Source organism: Streptomyces sp. ADI96-02 (assembly GCF_003846185.1).
GTDB lineage: Bacteria > Actinomycetota > Actinomycetes > Streptomycetales > Streptomycetaceae > Streptomyces.
Genome location: NZ_ML123034.1, coordinates 4,144,931 through 4,160,500, shown reverse-complemented (window position 1 = coordinate 4,160,500; position 15,570 = coordinate 4,144,931). Strand labels below are relative to the sequence as shown.

The following is a 15,570-nucleotide window of genomic DNA, read 5'->3' as shown; positions in this document are numbered from 1 at the left end:
CGTGCCGCCGCAAGTGTGGCCCCTCGGGCCGTGTTCTCGCCAGGGACCTTGGACTCGGTGCCGGTCGGGACTCAGTGCTTGGCGGGCAGGAATCCCATCCGGTCGTACGTCTGTGCCAAGGTCTCCGCGGCGACGGTCCGGGCCTTCTCCGCTCCCTTGGCCAGGATGGAGTCCAGCGTCTCCGGGTCGTCCAGATATTCCTGCGTACGGGTCCGGAACGGGGTGACGAATTCCACCATGACCTCGGCGAGGTCGGTCTTCAGCGCACCGTAGCCCTTGCCCTCGTACCGCCGCTCCAGCTCCTCGACCGTGCTGCCGGTGAGCGTGGAGTAGATGGTCAGCAGGTTGCTGACGCCGGGCTTCTTCTCGGCGTCGTAACGGATCACCGTGTCGGTGTCCGTGACGGCGCTCCTGACCTTCTTGGCCGTGGTCTTCGGCTCGTCGAGGAGGTTGATGAGCCCCTTCGGCGTGGAGGCCGACTTGCTCATCTTCACCCCCGGGTCCTGGAGGTCGAAGATCTTCGCCGTCTCCTTGAGGATGTACGGCGCCGGGATGGTGAACGTCGGCCCGTAGCGGCCGTTGAACCGCTCGGCGAGGTCCCGGGTCAGCTCTACGTGCTGGCGCTGGTCCTCGCCGACCGGGACCTGGTCCGCCTGGTAGAGGAGGATGTCGGCGACCTGGAGGACGGGGTAGGTGAAGAGTCCGACGGTGGCCCGGTCGGCGCCCTGCTTGGCGGACTTGTCCTTGAACTGCGTCATCCGCGACGCCTCGCCGAAGCCGGTGAGGCAGTTCATCACCCAGCCGAGCTGCGCGTGCTCGGGCACGTGGCTCTGCACGAACAGCGTGCACCGCTCCGGGTCCAGGCCGGCCGCCAGCAGCTGCGCGACGGCGAGGCGGGTGTTGGCCCGCAGCTCGGCGGGGTCCTGCGGCACCGTGATCGCGTGCAGGTCCACGACCATGTAGAACGCGTCGTGGGACTCCTGCAGCGCCACCCACTGACGCACCGCGCCCAGGTAGTTGCCGAGGTGGAACGAGCCCGCGGTGGGCTGGATCCCGGAGAGCACACGCGGACGGGAGGCCGCACCGGTGCGGCCCGTCTGCGGCTGGTCGGTGGGGAGCGAGGGGCGATCAGAGGCCATGCGTCCATTGTCTCAGGTACGGAGACGATCTCCGGCAGCCGGTGCGGGGCGCAACCGGGCATACCCGCATGGGTCTGGAGCCCGCAGGCGCATGCTTGAGACGAAGCACACATTCCGGCCGCCGGGGCGTGCGACGGCGGGCACGGCGCCGGGGCGGAGGTTTCCCGGCGCGGGATGCGACCGACGATACAAAGTGGGCACCACCCCGCGCCCGCACCGCACGACGAACGGAGATCCCGTGTCGATCACGGAGAACGCCATCGCCTCGGCAGAGGCGCACAGCGCGCACAACTACCACCCGCTGCCGGTCGTCGTGGCCTCGGCGGAGGGCGCCTGGATGACCGATGTCGAGGGGCGGCGCTTCCTCGATCTGCTCGCCGGCTACTCGGCGCTGAACTTCGGTCACGGCAACCGGCGTCTGATCGACGCGGCCAAGGCCCAGCTGGAGCGGGTGACGCTGACCTCGCGGGCCTTCCACCACGACCGGTTCGCCGACTTCTGCGCGAGCCTGGCGGAGCTGTGCGGCATGGAGACGGTGCTGCCGATGAACACCGGCGCGGAGGCCGTGGAGACGGCGGTGAAGACCGCCCGCAAGTGGGGCTACCGGGTCAAGGGCGTGCCGGACGGCATGGCGAAGATCATCGTGGCCTCGGACAACTTCCACGGCCGTACGACCACGATCGTCAGCTTCTCCACCGACCCGGAGGCACGCGCCGACTTCGGCCCGTACACCCCGGGTTTCGAGATCGTGCCGTACGGGGATCTCACCGCGCTCCGCGAGGCGATGACGGAGAACACCGTGGCGGTGCTGATCGAGCCGATCCAGGGCGAGGCGGGCGTGCTGGTGCCGCCCGCCGGCTATCTGGCCGGGGTGCGCGAGCTGACCCGCGAGCGGGACGTGCTGTTCATCGCGGACGAGATCCAGTCGGGGCTCGGCCGGACCGGGAGGACGTTCGCGTGCGAGCACGAGGGCGTGGCGCCCGACATGTACGTGCTCGGCAAGGCGCTGGGCGGCGGTGTGGTGCCGGTGTCCGCGGTGGTCTCCTCGGCGGCGGTGCTCGGGGTGTTCCGGCCCGGCGAGCACGGCTCCACGTTCGGCGGGAACCCGCTGGCGTGCGCGGTGGCGCTGGAGGTCGTCGCGATGCTGCGGACCGGCGAGTACCAGCAGCGCGCCGCCGAACTGGGCGACCACCTCCACCGCGAGCTGGGGGTGCTCGCCGGGGGCGGCACGGTGGACGCGGTCCGCGGCCGGGGGCTGTGGGCGGGCGTGGACATCGCGCCCGCGCTGGGCACCGGCCGGGAGATCTCCGAACGGCTCATGGAGCGGGGCGTGCTGGTGAAGGACACCCACGGCTCGACGATCCGGATCGCGCCGCCGCTGGTGATCTCCAAGGAGGATCTGGACTGGGGCCTGGACCGGTTGCGGGCGGTGCTGGGCGCCTGACGGGCGGAAGCCCCGGCGGCTACGGGCGGGGCGGGCGGCCCCGGCGGCTACGGGCGGGGCGGGCGGCCTCGGCGGGTTCGGGCGGGGCGGGCGGCGGCCCTCAGAGGATGACGTGGGGCAGGAAGCGGGCGTACTCGTCGGTGACCGGTCCCGCCGATTCCCGGATGCCGAGGCCGGCCGCCTCGCTCTCGACCACCCAGGCCCCGAGCACCACCCGGTTGCCGTCGAAGTCGGGCAGGGGGGCCAGCTCCTGGTAGCAGCAGGGCTCGTCACGGGTCTCGGCGGCCGAGCCGGGCCCGTGCAGTTCCACCCCGGCGCCCTCGCGGCCCAGCAGCGGCTTGGACGCGTAACCGGGCCCGCCGGGACCGGCCAGCTCGCGCGGGCCGTCCAGGTGGGACGCCAGCAGGTGCGGGTGTCCGGGGTACAGCTCCCACAGGATCGCCAGCAGCGCCTTGTTGGAGAGCAGCATCTTCCAGGCGGGCTCGATCCAGCAGGTGGTGCCGGTGGAACCGCCGTTGTCGAGCGTGTCCAGCACCCGCGGTCCGAAGCGGTCCGTCGTCAGCCACTCCCACGGGTAGAGCTTGAAGCAGCTGCGGATGAAGCGCAGCCGGTCGTCGACGAACCGGCCGCTCAGCCGGTCCCAGCCGATCTCCTCGACGGACAGCGCCTCGGTGTCGATCCCCGCCTGCCGGGCGGTCTCGCGCAGGTAGGCGACCGTCATCAGGTCCTCGCCCAGTTCGTCGCCGTCCGAGTGCGCGAAGTGCAGCGGCCCCGGCGGCAGCAGCGGCGCCTGCCGCCGCCAGGCGTCGACCAGGCGTTCGTGCAGGGAGTTCCACTGGTCGGCGTCGGGAAAGCGCTCCTCCATCCAGAACCACTGCGGGCCGGCGGCCTCGACCAGGGAGGTCGGGGTGTCGGCGTTGTACTCCAGCAGCTTCGCCGGGCCGCTCCCGTCGTAGCACAGGTCGAACCGCCCGTAGAGCGAGGGGAGTTCGGCACGGCGGCGCCAGGACTCGGCGACCAGGCGCACCAGCCGCGGATCGGTGATGCCGAGGTCGGCGAAGCGGTCGTGCTCGACGATGTGCGCGGCGGCGGCCAGGCACATCGCGTGCAGCTCCTCGACGGTCTCCTCCAGTGCCTCGACCTCGGGCAGCGAGAAGACGTAGTACGCGCTCTCGTCCCAGTACGGGCGCAGCGATCCGTCCGGGTAGCGGGTGAGCGGGTAGACCAGCCCCTGCGCCTCCACGGTCTGCTGCCAGCCGGGGCGCGGCTCGATGGTGCGGCGCTCCACGGCGGTCAGCCGCCGCCCGATCCGGAGCAGCCGAAACCGCCGCGCTCCACCGCGGACTTGTCGAAACTGCCGCCCGTGACCTTGCCCTTGCCGCTCTTGCCGCCGTAGTAGTACGAACCGCTGCCGCCGGTGCGGCACTCGGAACTGGGCAGGGTCTTCTGGGTCTGCCGGTCGGCGCAGCGCCGGTCCGGTTCCGATCCGCAGGACGTGATCGTCAGCGCGAGCAGTCCCATGCCGCCGAGCGCGACGGTGCTCGACCTCAGCCTTCGCTTGGCCATGTTCCGGTTTCTCCCCCGTGGTACGCGTCCGGCATCCACCTTCACCGGACCTCTTGTCAGATTAGTTGGACGGTCGGCCGGATCGAAACCCGGTTCCCCAACTTCCGCCCGGTACATTCCTTATGTGCTTCTGGGGATGATCTGCGCGCTCGGGGCCTCGGTCTGCTTCGGCACGGCCTCCGTCCTGGAGGCCGTCGCCGCGCGGGCCGCCGCCCGGCCGGGTCCGGCGGCGGGCGTCGATCCGGCGCTGCTGCTGCGGGCGCTGCGCCAGTGGCGCTACGTCGCCGGACTCGCCCTGGACGGCCTGGGTTTCGTCCTCCAGATCGTGGCGCTGCGTTCGCTGCCGATCTACACGGTGAGCGCGGCGCTGGCCTCGTCCCTGGCGGTCACGGCGGTGGTCGCGGCCCGGCTGCTGTCCGTCCGGCTGAGCGGTACGGAGTGGGCGGCGGTGGGCGTGGTCTGCGCCGGGCTGGGCATGCTGGCGCTCTCCTCCGGAGCGGAAGGGCACGATCCGGGCCCGGCGTGGCTGCCGTGGGCCATGCCGGCCGCGGCGCTCGGGGTGCTGCTCGTCGGGGCGGTGGCCGGGCGGCTGCCCGGGAGGCGGCGGGCGGCGGCGTTGGGGCTCGGTTCGGGGTTCGGCTTCGGGGTGGTCGAGGTGTCGGTGCGGCTGATCGACGATCCGGCGCCGGTCGCGCTGGTGACCGACCCGGCGGCCTACGGGCTGCTGCTGGGCGGTGGGGCCGCGTTCCTGCTGCTGACCTCGGCGCTGCAACGGGGCTCGGTGACCACGGCGACGGCCGGCATGGTGCTGGGCGAGACGGTCGGCCCCGCGCTGGTCGGGGTGGTGTGGCTGGGCGACGGGACGCGGGCGGGGCTGGACTGGCTCGCGGTGACCGGCTTCGCGGTGGCGGTGGCGGGTTCGCTGGCCCTGGCCCGCTTCGGCGAGGCGCCGGAACCGGGGTCGGGGGCCGGGGCGGATTCGGGGTCGGGGTCGGGGTCGGATTCAGGGTCCGGGTCAGGGTCCGGGTCGGATAGGGCGGGCGGGCCGCCGGGTCCCTGACCGTCGCGCCTGGCCGGGGCGGGGCCGGGGCGGTGGCGGTCCCGCCGCGTCTCTACGGCAGCACGCGGCAGAGCGCGTCCAGAGCGCCCGCCCAGGCGCTGTCCGACGGCGAGCCGTAGCCGATCACCAGTCCGTCCCGGCCGGGCGGCGCGTCGTCGTGCCGGAAGCGGGACAGGCCCTCCAGCGCGAGCCCCTGGAAGGCCGCCGCCTGGATCACTGACCGCTCGGCGCCCTCCGGGAGTTCGAGCACCGCGTGCAGTCCGGCGGCGATCCCGCTGACCTCCACGCCGGGCGCGCGTTCGGCGAGGGCCGCCACCAACTGGTCGCGGCGACGCCGGTAGCGCAGCCGCATGGACCGCACATGCCGGTCGTACGCCCCCGAGGCGATGAACTCCGCGAGCGTCAGCTGTTCGAGAGCTCCGGGCGTCCAGTTGGAGTAGCCCTTGGCCTCGGTCACCTCCGCCACCAGGGCGCGGGGCAGCACCATCCAGCCCAGCCGCAGCCCGGGGGCCAGCGACTTGCTGGCGGTGCCGAGGTAGACGACGCGTTCGGGGTCCAGGCCCTGGAGCGCGCCGACCGCCTGCCGGTCGTAGCGGAACTCCCCGTCGTAGTCGTCCTCCAGGATCAGCCCCGCGTGCGACCGGGCCCAGTCGACGGCGGCGGCCCGCCGGTCCGGGTGGAGCGGTACGCCCGTCGGGAACTGGTGCGCCGGCGTCATCAGGGCCGCCCCGGCCCCGTGCAGGGCGGCCAGCTCCCCGGTGCGGGCCCCGAGCCCGTCCAGCGGCAGGCGCGGGGTGCGCAGCCCGGCGCCGACGAGCAGGCCCCGGTGCAGGTCCAGCCCGTACGACTCGACGGCGACCGCCCGCACGCGGCGTCGCCTCAGCACCGTGCCCAGCAGGGTCAGCCCGTGGACGAAGCCGGAGCAGACGACGATGCGCTCCGGGTCGGCGTACACACCGCGCGCCCGCGCCAGGTAGTCGGCGAGCACCGTGCGCAGTTCGGCGCGCCCGCGCGCGTCCCCGTAGCCGAACGCCTCGTCCGGCGCGCCGGTGAGCGCCCTGCGGGCGGCCCGCAGCCAGGCGGCGCGCGGGAAGGAGGACACGTCCGGCGAGCCCGGCTTCAGGTCGTGGACGGGGCCGGACCGCGCGGGGCGGCCGATCCGGGCGCGGTCGGCCCCCGGGTCCGCCCGGCGCGGCGCGGACCGCCGGGCGACCCGGGTCCCCGAGCCCTGCCGGGCGGTGAGCCAGCCCTCGGCGACCAGTTCGGCGTAGGCGTCGGCGACCGTGTTGCGGGCGACGCCGAGGTCGGCGGCGAGCGCCCGGGAGGACGGCAGGCGGGTGCCTGGGGTCAGTCGGCCGCTGCGCACCGCCTCGCGCAGTGCCTCCCGCAGTCCGCTGCGCAGCCCCGTGCCGACCGGGTCCAGATGCAGGTCGGCCCCGAAAGTGGCCCACGAATCCGTCATGGCAATGGACCATAGCGGTGTGCCACCCGAGTCGTAACGTCGTACTCATGACGACGACACACGAACACCACGGCACGCACTCCCCGTACGCCCCCGAGGAGCCGGCCAGGCTGCCCTGGGCCAAGTTGGCGCCCGAGGTCTACAAGGCGATGGTCCGGCTGGACGCGGCTGCCCGGAAGGGGCTCGACCCGGTCCTGCTGGAGCTGGTCAAGGTGCGCGCCTCGCAGCTCAACCGCTGCGCGCTCTGCCTGGACATGCACACGAAGGACGCCCTCGCCGCGGGCGAGTCCGTCGAGCGGATCATCCAGCTCAGCGCCTGGGAGGAGTCGCGGCACTTCTACACGGAGAAGGAACTGGCGGCGATCGAGCTGACCGAGGCGGTCACCGTGCTGACCGACGGTTTCGTCCCGGACGCGGTGTACGCGAAGGCGGCCGAGCACTTCGAGGAGACCGAACTGGCCCAGTTGATCGCCGCGATCACGGTGATCAACGCCTGGAACCGCTTCGGCGTCTCCACCCGGCAGGCGCCCGGCCACTACACGCCGGGCGACCTCAAGCACTGAGCCGCGCCGCGCGCTCCGGCGCACTCCGGCGCGCTCCGGCCGTCGCGTCGCGTCAGAACGGGTCGCCGTACGGGTCGAAGTGCTGGACGGCGATGTCCAGCACCTCCTGCTGGCGCGGCCAGTCGGCGTCGAGGGCGGCGACCAGCACCGCGTACAGCCGCCCGTCCGCGGCGGTGAAGACCCGCTCGGCGACCTGCCGGCGGCCTCCCGCCTCCTCGCTGTCGTACGCGTACACCAGCTCGGCGGCCTCGCCGCCGGCGGCGTCCACCGCGCCGATGCGGACCTCCTCGAAGCCGGGGTTGACGCTGCGCTCCTCGGAGGCGGCGCGCACCGCGTCCAGAGCCGTCATGCCCGGCTCGGACACCCGGAACACCTGGAGCAGGTCCGTGCCGTCGGCCGGCCGGTAGAACACGCCGCCGGAGGCGCGCGTGCGCTCGCCCCACTCCTGCGGCACGGCGATCCGGAAGCCCTCCGCGTCATCCCGGACGGCGAACCCGGCGGGCGGTCCGGACGACTCCGGCGGCGCGTCGGGCGCGGAGGCGTCGGGCGCGGTCGCCCCGTCGCCCCCGGCCGCCGGGTCCGCGGCCTCTCCGGTGGTGTCGGCGACGGCGCTGGACGTGCGCCCCCGGGCGTCGTCGCGCGCTCCGTCGTCCCCGCCGGACAGCGCGAACCAGAGCGCCGCCGCCCCGCTCGCCAGCACCACCACGGCGAGCCCGGCGGTCAGCGGAGTGGTCCGCGCGCGGAAGGACCGCCCGGCGGGCGTCCCGTCCTGCGCGGGGAGGCCGTCCGGCCCGGTCGGCGGGTAGGCCGCGCCCCCGGGTCCGTACGGCCCCTGATCCGGCGCGTGGGCCGGAGGTCCGGGCGGGACCGGCGGTCCGGGCGGAGCCGACCGCACCACCGGAGGTCCGGCGGGCGGCGGTGGTGGGGGCGGGGTGCAGGTCCGCGGCTGTTCGGTCTCCCAGCTCTGGGTCTCGTCGTTCCAGCGTGCTCGGCCGCCCCCGGTCATCGTTCAGCCTCCCAGCAGGGTGGACAGCGACTCGGCCACCGCGACGCCGGAGGCGAGTGTTCCGGTGAGCGCGCCCGCGGCCGTCAGGGCCTGCTGGAGCCGGGCGAGGCGGCCCGGGGCCGCGGCTCCCGCGCTCTCGATCTCGTCCTCGACCGAGACCAGCTCCGCGTCCAGGATCTCGGTGGTGTCGGTGGCGACGAACCGGGCCAGGTCGGCGCGGAGTTCGCGGACGGCCCGCAGCAGTTCGGCCTGGCCCTCGTCGGCCGGGCCCGGGTGCTGGTGCTGGGTGACGGTGTTGTGGTCGCCGACGGCGAAGGCGCTGCCGGTCACCGTGCCGATGTGCACGGTGCGCGGCGGCGGCTGTGCGCCGGGGGGCGCCTGTCCGCCCGGGGGTACCTGTCCGCCCGGGGGTACCTGTCCGTCGGAGAACGCCTGTCCGTCGGGGATGCGGCCGGTCACTTCTCTCCCGCTTTCGGCTGGGGGTCGGGGCCGGGCGTGGGGCCGCCCGGAGTGCGCGGGCCGGACGGGCCCGGCTGTCCGCCGGGTGGTTTCCGCAGCCCGGTGGTGCGGCCCGGGTCCGCCGGGGCGGACGGTCCGGTGCGCCGGATGTCGTTGTGGTCGCCGATGCCGATGGCGCTGTCCCGGGCGGACTCGATGAAGACGCCGCCCGCGCCGATGTTCACGATCTTCTGCTCGAACTCGTCGGTCTGCCAGCCCGCTTCACGCAGGGCCAGCCGGACACCGCCGTTCACCCGGTCCTGGACGGACTTCAGGTAGCGGTTGACGTCCATGGCCTGGAAGAGCGACGCCTCATCGTCGGAGCCCAGCTCCCGGACGGAGAACGCGGGCCCGTCCGCCAGCGCGCCGCCGTTCCCGGCCGTGAGCACCTTCCAGCCGCTCGCCGCGCCCCGCCCCAGCGTGACGATCGAGCGGACCAGCGAGGCGGGAGTACGGGTCGCCGCCCAGACGGCCTTGCCGAACCAGTTGTTGTTGCGGTGCCGGTGCGCGATCCGGTCGGCGTCGCGGAAGAGCGGGTGCACCGGCATCAGCACGTGCGGGGCCACCTCCAGCATCAGCATCCCGCCCTGGGTGTGGACCCGGACGAAGACGGTGACGACGACCTCCTCGTTCCAGCCGCCGACCCGCACCCGCAGGAAGTGGCGCCGGCTCTCGCCGCCCTCCTCGACGGCGCGGCTGCGGTGCGACGCGAACTCCTCGGGGCCGTACGGGGCGTCCTCGCGCCGCGGCATGCCCACCACCGGCAGGAAGACGCACTCGTCCACGACCAGTTCGCGCAGCCGGTCCCGCACGGCGGCCGCGCCCTCCGGCGAGCCGTGCGGGGAGGGGATCCGCAGGGCCTCCAGCAGCGGCACGATCCGGCGCAGGATGCTCGCGTTGTCGATCGGCTCCGCCGGTCCGTCCCCGGCGGGCCGGAGTTCGACGGCGAGGTTCCACGGGCGGTAGGCGCGGCCCGATCCGCAGAACGGGTCCTCGGACCCGTACATGACGAGCGGGGCGTGCTGCTCCAGGCGGATGCGCTCCCGCAGCCGCCGGAAGCGGGCCCCCGGAGCCCGCTCGGCCGGGTCTGCGGCGAGGTCGGGGAAGTTCCGCCGGGACAGCTCCTCCGTCATCACCCAGGCGAACTGCCCGCGCTGGAGGCCCACCAGACCGGCGATCAGAGCGAGGAAGAAGAGCGCCGCCCAGGCCGGACCGGAGCCGCCCTCGGCGAAGCCTCCGGTGAACAGGCCGGGACCCAGGTCGGAGACGTCCGGCACGCCGTCGGAGAACCCGCCCGAGCCGGAGTCGTACGCGCCGGAGGAGTCGTAGGAGTCGTACCCGTCGGAGTCGTCGGAGTCGTCGGCGAACAGGTCGGCGATCGCGCTCCCGAACACCCAGAGCCCGACGGCCAGCAGGATGAACCTGCCGTACCAGCGCAGGAGAAAGGCCGGAACCCGCCGGTAGACCGGTGGATTGTGCGCGGTTCCCCGGATCCACGGCGCGACGGCCAGCAGGACGCACGGCAGGAAGAAGGCGCCGATCACGCCCCGGGTGAGGACCGCGCCCAGCAGCCAGGCGGCCAGGATGCCCGCGGCCCAGCCCAGTTCGGTGCGGCGGGCGCGCAGCGCGTGGGCCAGGACCCGGGCGGCGTCGAAGCCGGCGGAGGGGGCGACGATGCGCTGTTCCTGGACGTAGAGCTGGTCGATGACGGCGTCGCGGTAGCCGTCGTGCAGGTGGACCCCGGCGCACAGCAGTCTGCCGGCCTCGCTCGCGGCCGGGTGCACGGGCGGTTTCCCGAGCAGATCGTCCTGGCCCTGCGACGGACGCGGCACGGCACTCCCGGTCACCCGGTCTCCTCTTCCTCTGGAGTCGTCGTCGTTCCGCCGGCTCCTCCCCGGCGTTCGGGCCGCGGCGGCGGCGTGGAACACGGGCTGGACGCGGACCGGAGCCGAGGACGGCCCGACGAGCGAAAGGTGCCAATGTAACGGCGGCCTGCCGCCCTGGGGAGGCGATTGTCGGCCATGAAGTCATCGTCCGGAACGGCGAAGCGCCCCCGGCGACGACGACTGCCGGGGGCGCTTGGGGTACGGGCGGCGGGCCCGGCGGACGGACCGCCGGGGCCGGACCGGGTCCGGGTCCGTACGGTCAGATCAGGCCGAGCTCGCGGACGGCGTCGCGCTCCTCGGTGAGCTCCTTGACCGACGCGTCGATGCGCGCGCGGGAGAACGCGTTGATGTCCAGGCCCTGGACGATCTCGTAGCGGCCGTTCGCCGTGGTGACCGGGAAGGAGGAGATGATGCCCTCCGGCACGCCGTAGGAGCCGTCCGACGGGATGCCCATCGAGGTCCAGTCGCCCTCGGCGGTGCCGTTGACCCAGGTGTGCACGTGGTCGATGGCGGCGTTGGCGGCCGAGGCGGCCGAGGACGCGCCACGCGCCTCGATGATCGCGGCCCCGCGCTTGGCGACGGTCGGGATGAAGGTGTCGGCGAGCCACGCCTCGTCGGCGACGACCTCGGCGGCGTTCTTCCCGGCGATCTCCGCGTGGAAGATGTCCGGGTACTGGGTGGCCGAGTGGTTGCCCCAGATCGTCAGCTTCTTGATGTCGGAGACGGCCGCGCCGGTCTTGGCGGCCAGCTGCGAGATCGCGCGGTTGTGGTCGAGGCGCGTCATGGCGGTGAAGCGCTCGGCCGGTACGTCGGGGGCGGCGGCCTGCGCGATGAGCGCGTTGGTGTTGGCCGGGTTGCCGACGACGAGGACCTTGATGTCGTCCGCGGCGTGGTCGTTGATCGCCTTGCCCTGCGGCTTGAAGATGCCGCCGTTGGCGGCGAGCAGGTCGCCGCGCTCCATGCCCTTGGTGCGCGGGCGCGCGCCGACGAGCAGGGCGACGTTCGCACCGGCGAAGCCGACGTTCGGGTCGTCGGTGATCTCGATGCCGCGCAGCAGCGGGAAGGCGCAGTCGTCGAGCTCCATCGCGGTGCCCTCGGCGGCCTTGAGGCCCTGCGGGATCTCCAGGAGGCGCAGGTTGACCGGCACGTCCGGGCCGAGCAGGTGGCCGGAGGCGATGCGGAAGAGCAGCGCGTAGCCGATCTGGCCGGCTGCGCCGGTCACGGTGACATTCACGGGAGTGCGGGTCATGGCGGTCTCCGTTAGACAGCTGGCGGTGGGGGTCCCGGCCCCTGGTGCCGGACCCTCTTGCTGGACACCTCTGAATCTTGACGTGAAGAGACATCCAGCGGTCAGGCTATCGGACCCGGACGCCCCCGACCGCCCGGCCCCCTGTGGCACCGCACACAGCCGGTCACACAGCGCACCCGCCGCCGCGCCGCCGCGCGCCGGGCGTCCTCACTCCAGCCCCTCGGCGCACCCCCGCGTACCGGAGGTGAGGGTCGCGCACGCCTTCGCGCCGTCCGCCGTCCTCACCGCGACCATCGGCGTGTACGCGTCCGTCTCGCCCCGGACCGTGCCGTCCTGCCCGCCCGCGCCGGACGTGATCCGCACGGTGTCGCCGGGGGCCGCCTCGGTGAGCCGGGCCCAGGAGGCCGCGCAGATCTCGCTGTAGCGGACCTCGACGCGGCTGGTGCCGACGGTGGCGTTGGCCACCGTACGGGCGAACTGGCCGCCGCAGCCCATCGCCTCGGGGTCCTTCCCGGTGCACGCGTCACCGCTGCACTCGACGCCGACGGGCAGCTCGGGCGCGGCCGTGCTCGGGGTGGCCGACGCGGAGGGTGCGGCCTTGGCCGGCTCGTCGCCGCTGGGTGCGAGGAGCACCGCGCCGACGGCCACGAGCAGCGCGCCGGTCAGGCCCACGACGAACCTGGCGGTCTTGCGGCGGCCTCCCGGGCCCCGGCCGCCGGAGCCCCGGTCGGACCGCCGCCCGGATCGCGGCTGCTCGGCCGTCTGCGGGGCCCCGCCTCGCTGGACCGGTACGGACGGCGCGCGCCCGTCGTCGCCGTAGCCGCCGTAGCCGCCGTAGGCGTACGCCGCGTGGCCGGGCGCTCCCTGGGCGGGCACTCCCTGGCCGTGGGACCCATGGGAGCCGTGGCCGCCGTGGCCGCCGGGGTCCGTTCCGCCCGCCGGGCCCGTTCCGGCGGCGGAGGGCGCGGCGGCGGACGGCGCGGCGGCGGAACCGGCGCCGAGCGCCGCGCGGGCCTGGCTGACCCGGATGGCCTCCATCGTCATGTCGTGGCGCATCTCGGCGCGTCTCCACGCCTGTTCGGCCAGCTCCCACATGGTCGAGAGGTGGTGCTGGGGAGTGTTCGTGACCTCGGCGAGGGCGACGACGGCTCCGCGCGGAGGGAGCAGCCGTCCGTCGAGGTACCGCTCCCAGGACGTCTCGCTGTAGCCCGTACGGTCGGCCACGGCGTCGATGTTCAGCCCGCTGCGGTCCACCAGCCTGCGCAGTTGGCCGGCGAACTCCCTGATCTGCGGGTCGAGTTCTTCGGGCAGTGCCTTCCAACGAGGCATCGCTTTTCCCCCCTTGTGGTCCCAGGACGTGCTTGCTGCGCCCATTGCGGCCGGCTCCGCCGGCCCGCGCTCCCCCTCGGCCGCGTCCGCCGCTCGTCCGTCGCTCGCCCGTCGCGGACTCTTCAGCCGGACTGCCCAGGAGGATGCGCTGTGCCAGGGTGTCAGTTCCTGGCGAGGGGGCGCACTGGAGCGTGAGGTCCGGTACGCGCGTCCGCTCGCGCCGGTACGCCCTCGACTGCTCCGTGCGCCGTGCCAGTCTGCCACCGTTGGGCCACGATCACAGCGTGCGGAATGGTCACTTCCGTGCCACAGGCCCCAGCGTCGTCCGGTTCCGGCCTTCCGCGCACATGCCGCCCGAGTCGGGACGGGCCGAGGATGCCCGTCCCGTCCCGCTTCAGGGCGTATCGCCCCGGCCCGACCGGCGAGGGCCCCGTCCCCCCGGCCGATCAACGGGGCGCCTGCTAGCGGATCGTGAAGTGGACCGCGTCCTCCAGGACCGGGATGTCCAGCCACGGATGCGGCTGGGCCACCAGCGCGAGCAGCACGATCAGGGTGCCCATCAGCCCGTACGTAACCAGGTCCGTGAAGCGCGAACGCACCGCGAGCATGCCCACCGAGGGCACCGCCCAGCGCAGCACCGCGCCGGTGATCAGGGCCAGTCCGATCAGGATGGCGCCGACGCGGAACGCGGCCTCGAACGGGTCGAAGGCCACGACGAGCAGGCCGACGCCCGCCGTGCAGAGCACGGTGAGCAGGGGCCACTGCCTCGCGGGAGCGGGCGCGTCGCCCGGCGCGGCCCGGCCGCCGCCCTCGGGACGCGCGGTGTCCCGGGTCAGCGACGGGAAACGCCGGGACCTGCGGGCCGGCCCGCCCGCGACCCCGTCGCTGGTCCCGTCGCCGGTCCCGTCCGCCGATCCGCCCCTGGACCCGTCACCGGCCCGGTCCGCCGATCCGTCCCTGGACCCGTCGCCGGCCCCGTCCGCCTGTTCGTCGTCCGTCGGCTCACCGACGGTGGAACCGGCCTCGGCGGCGCGCCCCACGACGGCGGACGAGACGCTCCGCTCCGGGTCGCGCACGCCCTTGACGCCGCTGACGGCGCTGCCGCCTCCGACGACGCCCCGCACGCGCTCCACGTCCTTCGCCGCAGCACCTTCGCCCGCGCCCGCCGGAGCCGGGTCGGCCGGGCTCGTACCAGCACCCATGGGGTTCCTTCCGGTTCCGGTCAGCCCGCGGCGGGGTCAGTGGCCTCGGCGGCGGTCCGCTCGGCCGCCTCGACCACGTTGACGAGCAGCTGGGCGCGGGTCATCGGGCCGACGCCGCCCGGGTTCGGGGCGACCCAGGCGGCCACCTCGCGGACGCCCGGGTGCACGTCTCCGACGATCTTGCCGTTCTCGTCGCGGCTGACGCCGACGTCGAGCACGGCCGCGCCCGGCTTCACGTCCTCGGGCTTGATCAGGTGCGGCACTCCGGCGGCGGCGACGATGATGTCGGCCTGCCGCAGGTGGGAGGAGAGGTCGCGGGTGCCGGTGTGGCACTGGGTCACCGTGGCGTTCTCCGACTTACGGGTCAGCAGCAGCGGGATGGACCGACCGATGGTGACGCCCCGGCCGACGACCACGACGTGCGCCCCGTCGATCTCCACGCCGTGCGCGCGCAGGAGCTGCACCACGCCCTGCGGGGTGCAGGGCAGCGGGCCGGTCTCGTTCAGGACGAGGCGGCCCAGGCTCATCGGGTGCAGCCCGTCGGCGTCCTTCGCCGGGTCCATCAGCTCCAGCACCCGGTTGGTGTCGATCCCCTTGGGCAGGGGCAGCTGCACGATGTAACCCGTGCATTCGGGGTCGGCGTTCAGCTCCCGTACGACGTCCTCGATCTCCTCCTGGGTGGCGGTGCCGGGGAGTTCGCGCTGGATCGAGCCGATGCCGACCTCGGCGCAGTCGCGGTGCTTGCCGTTCACGTACCACCGGCTGCCCGGATCGTCGCCGACGAGCAGGGTTCCCAGGCCGGGGGTGATGCCCTGGGCCTTGAGGGCCGCCACACGGACGGTCAGATCGGACTTGATCGCGGCAGCGGTGGCCTTGCCATCGAGAATCTGGGCAGTCATGGTCCCATCCTCGCGGATGACCCCGCCCGCAGACCAATTGCCTGCGCCCCCGACGTGCACGAGATTGCACTTGCACAACGTCTGGGGCTCCGGGCTGGACAAACGCGACCGGGCCTCACAACGATGAGGATCGCGGTTGCACGGGGGGCGTGCCGCTGACGCTGTCCTTCCTCCGTGTGGCCATCCGTCCCCACACGCGAGTTGAGGAACACCCCTTATGAGCTTCGGCGACCCGAACAACCCGTACGGGCAGCAGCCCGGCCAGCC

Annotated in this window: 14 protein-coding genes; 3 read left to right on the top strand and 11 right to left on the bottom strand. The window is 73.9% G+C overall.

The annotated features are described in order from the left end of the window. Positions 1-71: 71 nt before the first annotated feature. Positions 72-1,139 carry a tryptophan--tRNA ligase gene (trpS, locus tag EES43_RS18420; protein WP_346774296.1) on the bottom strand — a complete coding sequence of 356 codons (1,068 nt, stop codon included), beginning with the start codon at positions 1,137-1,139 and terminating at the stop codon, positions 72-74. 238 nt (positions 1,140-1,377) lie between these two features. Here trpS and rocD point away from each other — a divergent pair, with 238 nt between their 5' ends. Continuing rightward, entirely contained in the window at positions 1,378-2,583 is a 1,206-nt protein-coding gene (gene rocD / locus EES43_RS18415; protein ID WP_124269709.1) for an ornithine--oxo-acid transaminase, read from the top strand. A 100-nt stretch (positions 2,584-2,683) separates the two neighbouring features. Here the strand turns inward: rocD and EES43_RS18410 are convergent, their stop codons facing one another. After that, a complete protein-coding gene (locus EES43_RS18410; RefSeq protein WP_124269708.1) occupies positions 2,684-3,871 on the bottom strand; it encodes a glutathionylspermidine synthase family protein in 1,188 nt (395 codons plus the stop codon). Positions 3,872-3,876: 5 nt separating this feature from the next. Next, complete coding sequence (locus EES43_RS18405) at positions 3,877-4,149, bottom strand: hypothetical protein (protein ID WP_124269707.1); 273 nt, start codon at positions 4,147-4,149, stop codon at positions 3,877-3,879. Positions 4,150-4,285: 136 nt separating this feature from the next. On the opposite strand from EES43_RS18405, the gene EES43_RS18400 reads away from it, so the two are divergent. Beyond that, complete coding sequence (locus tag EES43_RS18400) at positions 4,286-5,209, top strand: DMT family protein (protein ID WP_124272049.1); 924 nt, start codon at positions 4,286-4,288, stop codon at positions 5,207-5,209. Positions 5,210-5,261: 52 nt separating this feature from the next. On the opposite strand, the gene EES43_RS18395 is transcribed toward EES43_RS18400, so the two are convergent. Next, positions 5,262-6,671, bottom strand: coding sequence for a MocR-like pyridoxine biosynthesis transcription factor PdxR (locus tag EES43_RS18395; protein ID WP_124269706.1), 1,410 nt, complete (start codon positions 6,669-6,671; stop codon positions 5,262-5,264). Positions 6,672-6,718: 47 nt separating this feature from the next. Here EES43_RS18395 and EES43_RS18390 point away from each other — a divergent pair, with 47 nt between their 5' ends. Then, on the top strand, positions 6,719-7,234 hold the full coding sequence (locus EES43_RS18390) for a carboxymuconolactone decarboxylase family protein (RefSeq protein ID WP_124269705.1): 516 nt from the start codon (positions 6,719-6,721) through the stop codon (positions 7,232-7,234). A 52-nt stretch (positions 7,235-7,286) separates the two neighbouring features. On the opposite strand, the gene EES43_RS18385 is transcribed toward EES43_RS18390, so the two are convergent. From EES43_RS18385 to EES43_RS18355, 7 genes are all read right to left on the bottom strand, one after another. Then, a complete protein-coding gene (locus tag EES43_RS18385; RefSeq protein ID WP_124269704.1) occupies positions 7,287-8,240 on the bottom strand; it encodes a serine/arginine repetitive matrix protein 2 in 954 nt (317 codons plus the stop codon). 3 nt (positions 8,241-8,243) lie between these two features. Continuing rightward, the gene (locus tag EES43_RS18380; protein ID WP_124272048.1) at positions 8,244-8,585 is read right to left on the bottom strand and encodes a hypothetical protein; all 342 of its coding nucleotides are present in this window, start codon (positions 8,583-8,585) and stop codon (positions 8,244-8,246) included. Positions 8,586-8,695: 110 nt separating this feature from the next. Continuing rightward, positions 8,696-10,585: a hypothetical protein gene (locus EES43_RS18375; protein ID WP_124269703.1), complete on the bottom strand. Its 1,890-nt coding sequence runs from the start codon at positions 10,583-10,585 to the stop codon at positions 8,696-8,698. 298 nt (positions 10,586-10,883) lie between these two features. Beyond that, positions 10,884-11,873: a malate dehydrogenase gene (locus tag EES43_RS18370; RefSeq protein ID WP_124269702.1), complete on the bottom strand. Its 990-nt coding sequence runs from the start codon at positions 11,871-11,873 to the stop codon at positions 10,884-10,886. 207 nt (positions 11,874-12,080) lie between these two features. After that, positions 12,081-13,202, bottom strand: coding sequence for an XRE family transcriptional regulator (locus tag EES43_RS18365; protein WP_124269701.1), 1,122 nt, complete (start codon positions 13,200-13,202; stop codon positions 12,081-12,083). Positions 13,203-13,663: 461 nt separating this feature from the next. Beyond that, the gene (locus tag EES43_RS18360; protein WP_124269700.1) at positions 13,664-14,404 is read right to left on the bottom strand and encodes a DUF3017 domain-containing protein; all 741 of its coding nucleotides are present in this window, start codon (positions 14,402-14,404) and stop codon (positions 13,664-13,666) included. 20 nt (positions 14,405-14,424) lie between these two features. Further along, a complete protein-coding gene (locus tag EES43_RS18355) occupies positions 14,425-15,303 on the bottom strand; it encodes a bifunctional methylenetetrahydrofolate dehydrogenase/methenyltetrahydrofolate cyclohydrolase (protein WP_124269699.1) in 879 nt (292 codons plus the stop codon). Positions 15,304-15,570 lie beyond the last annotated feature (267 nt).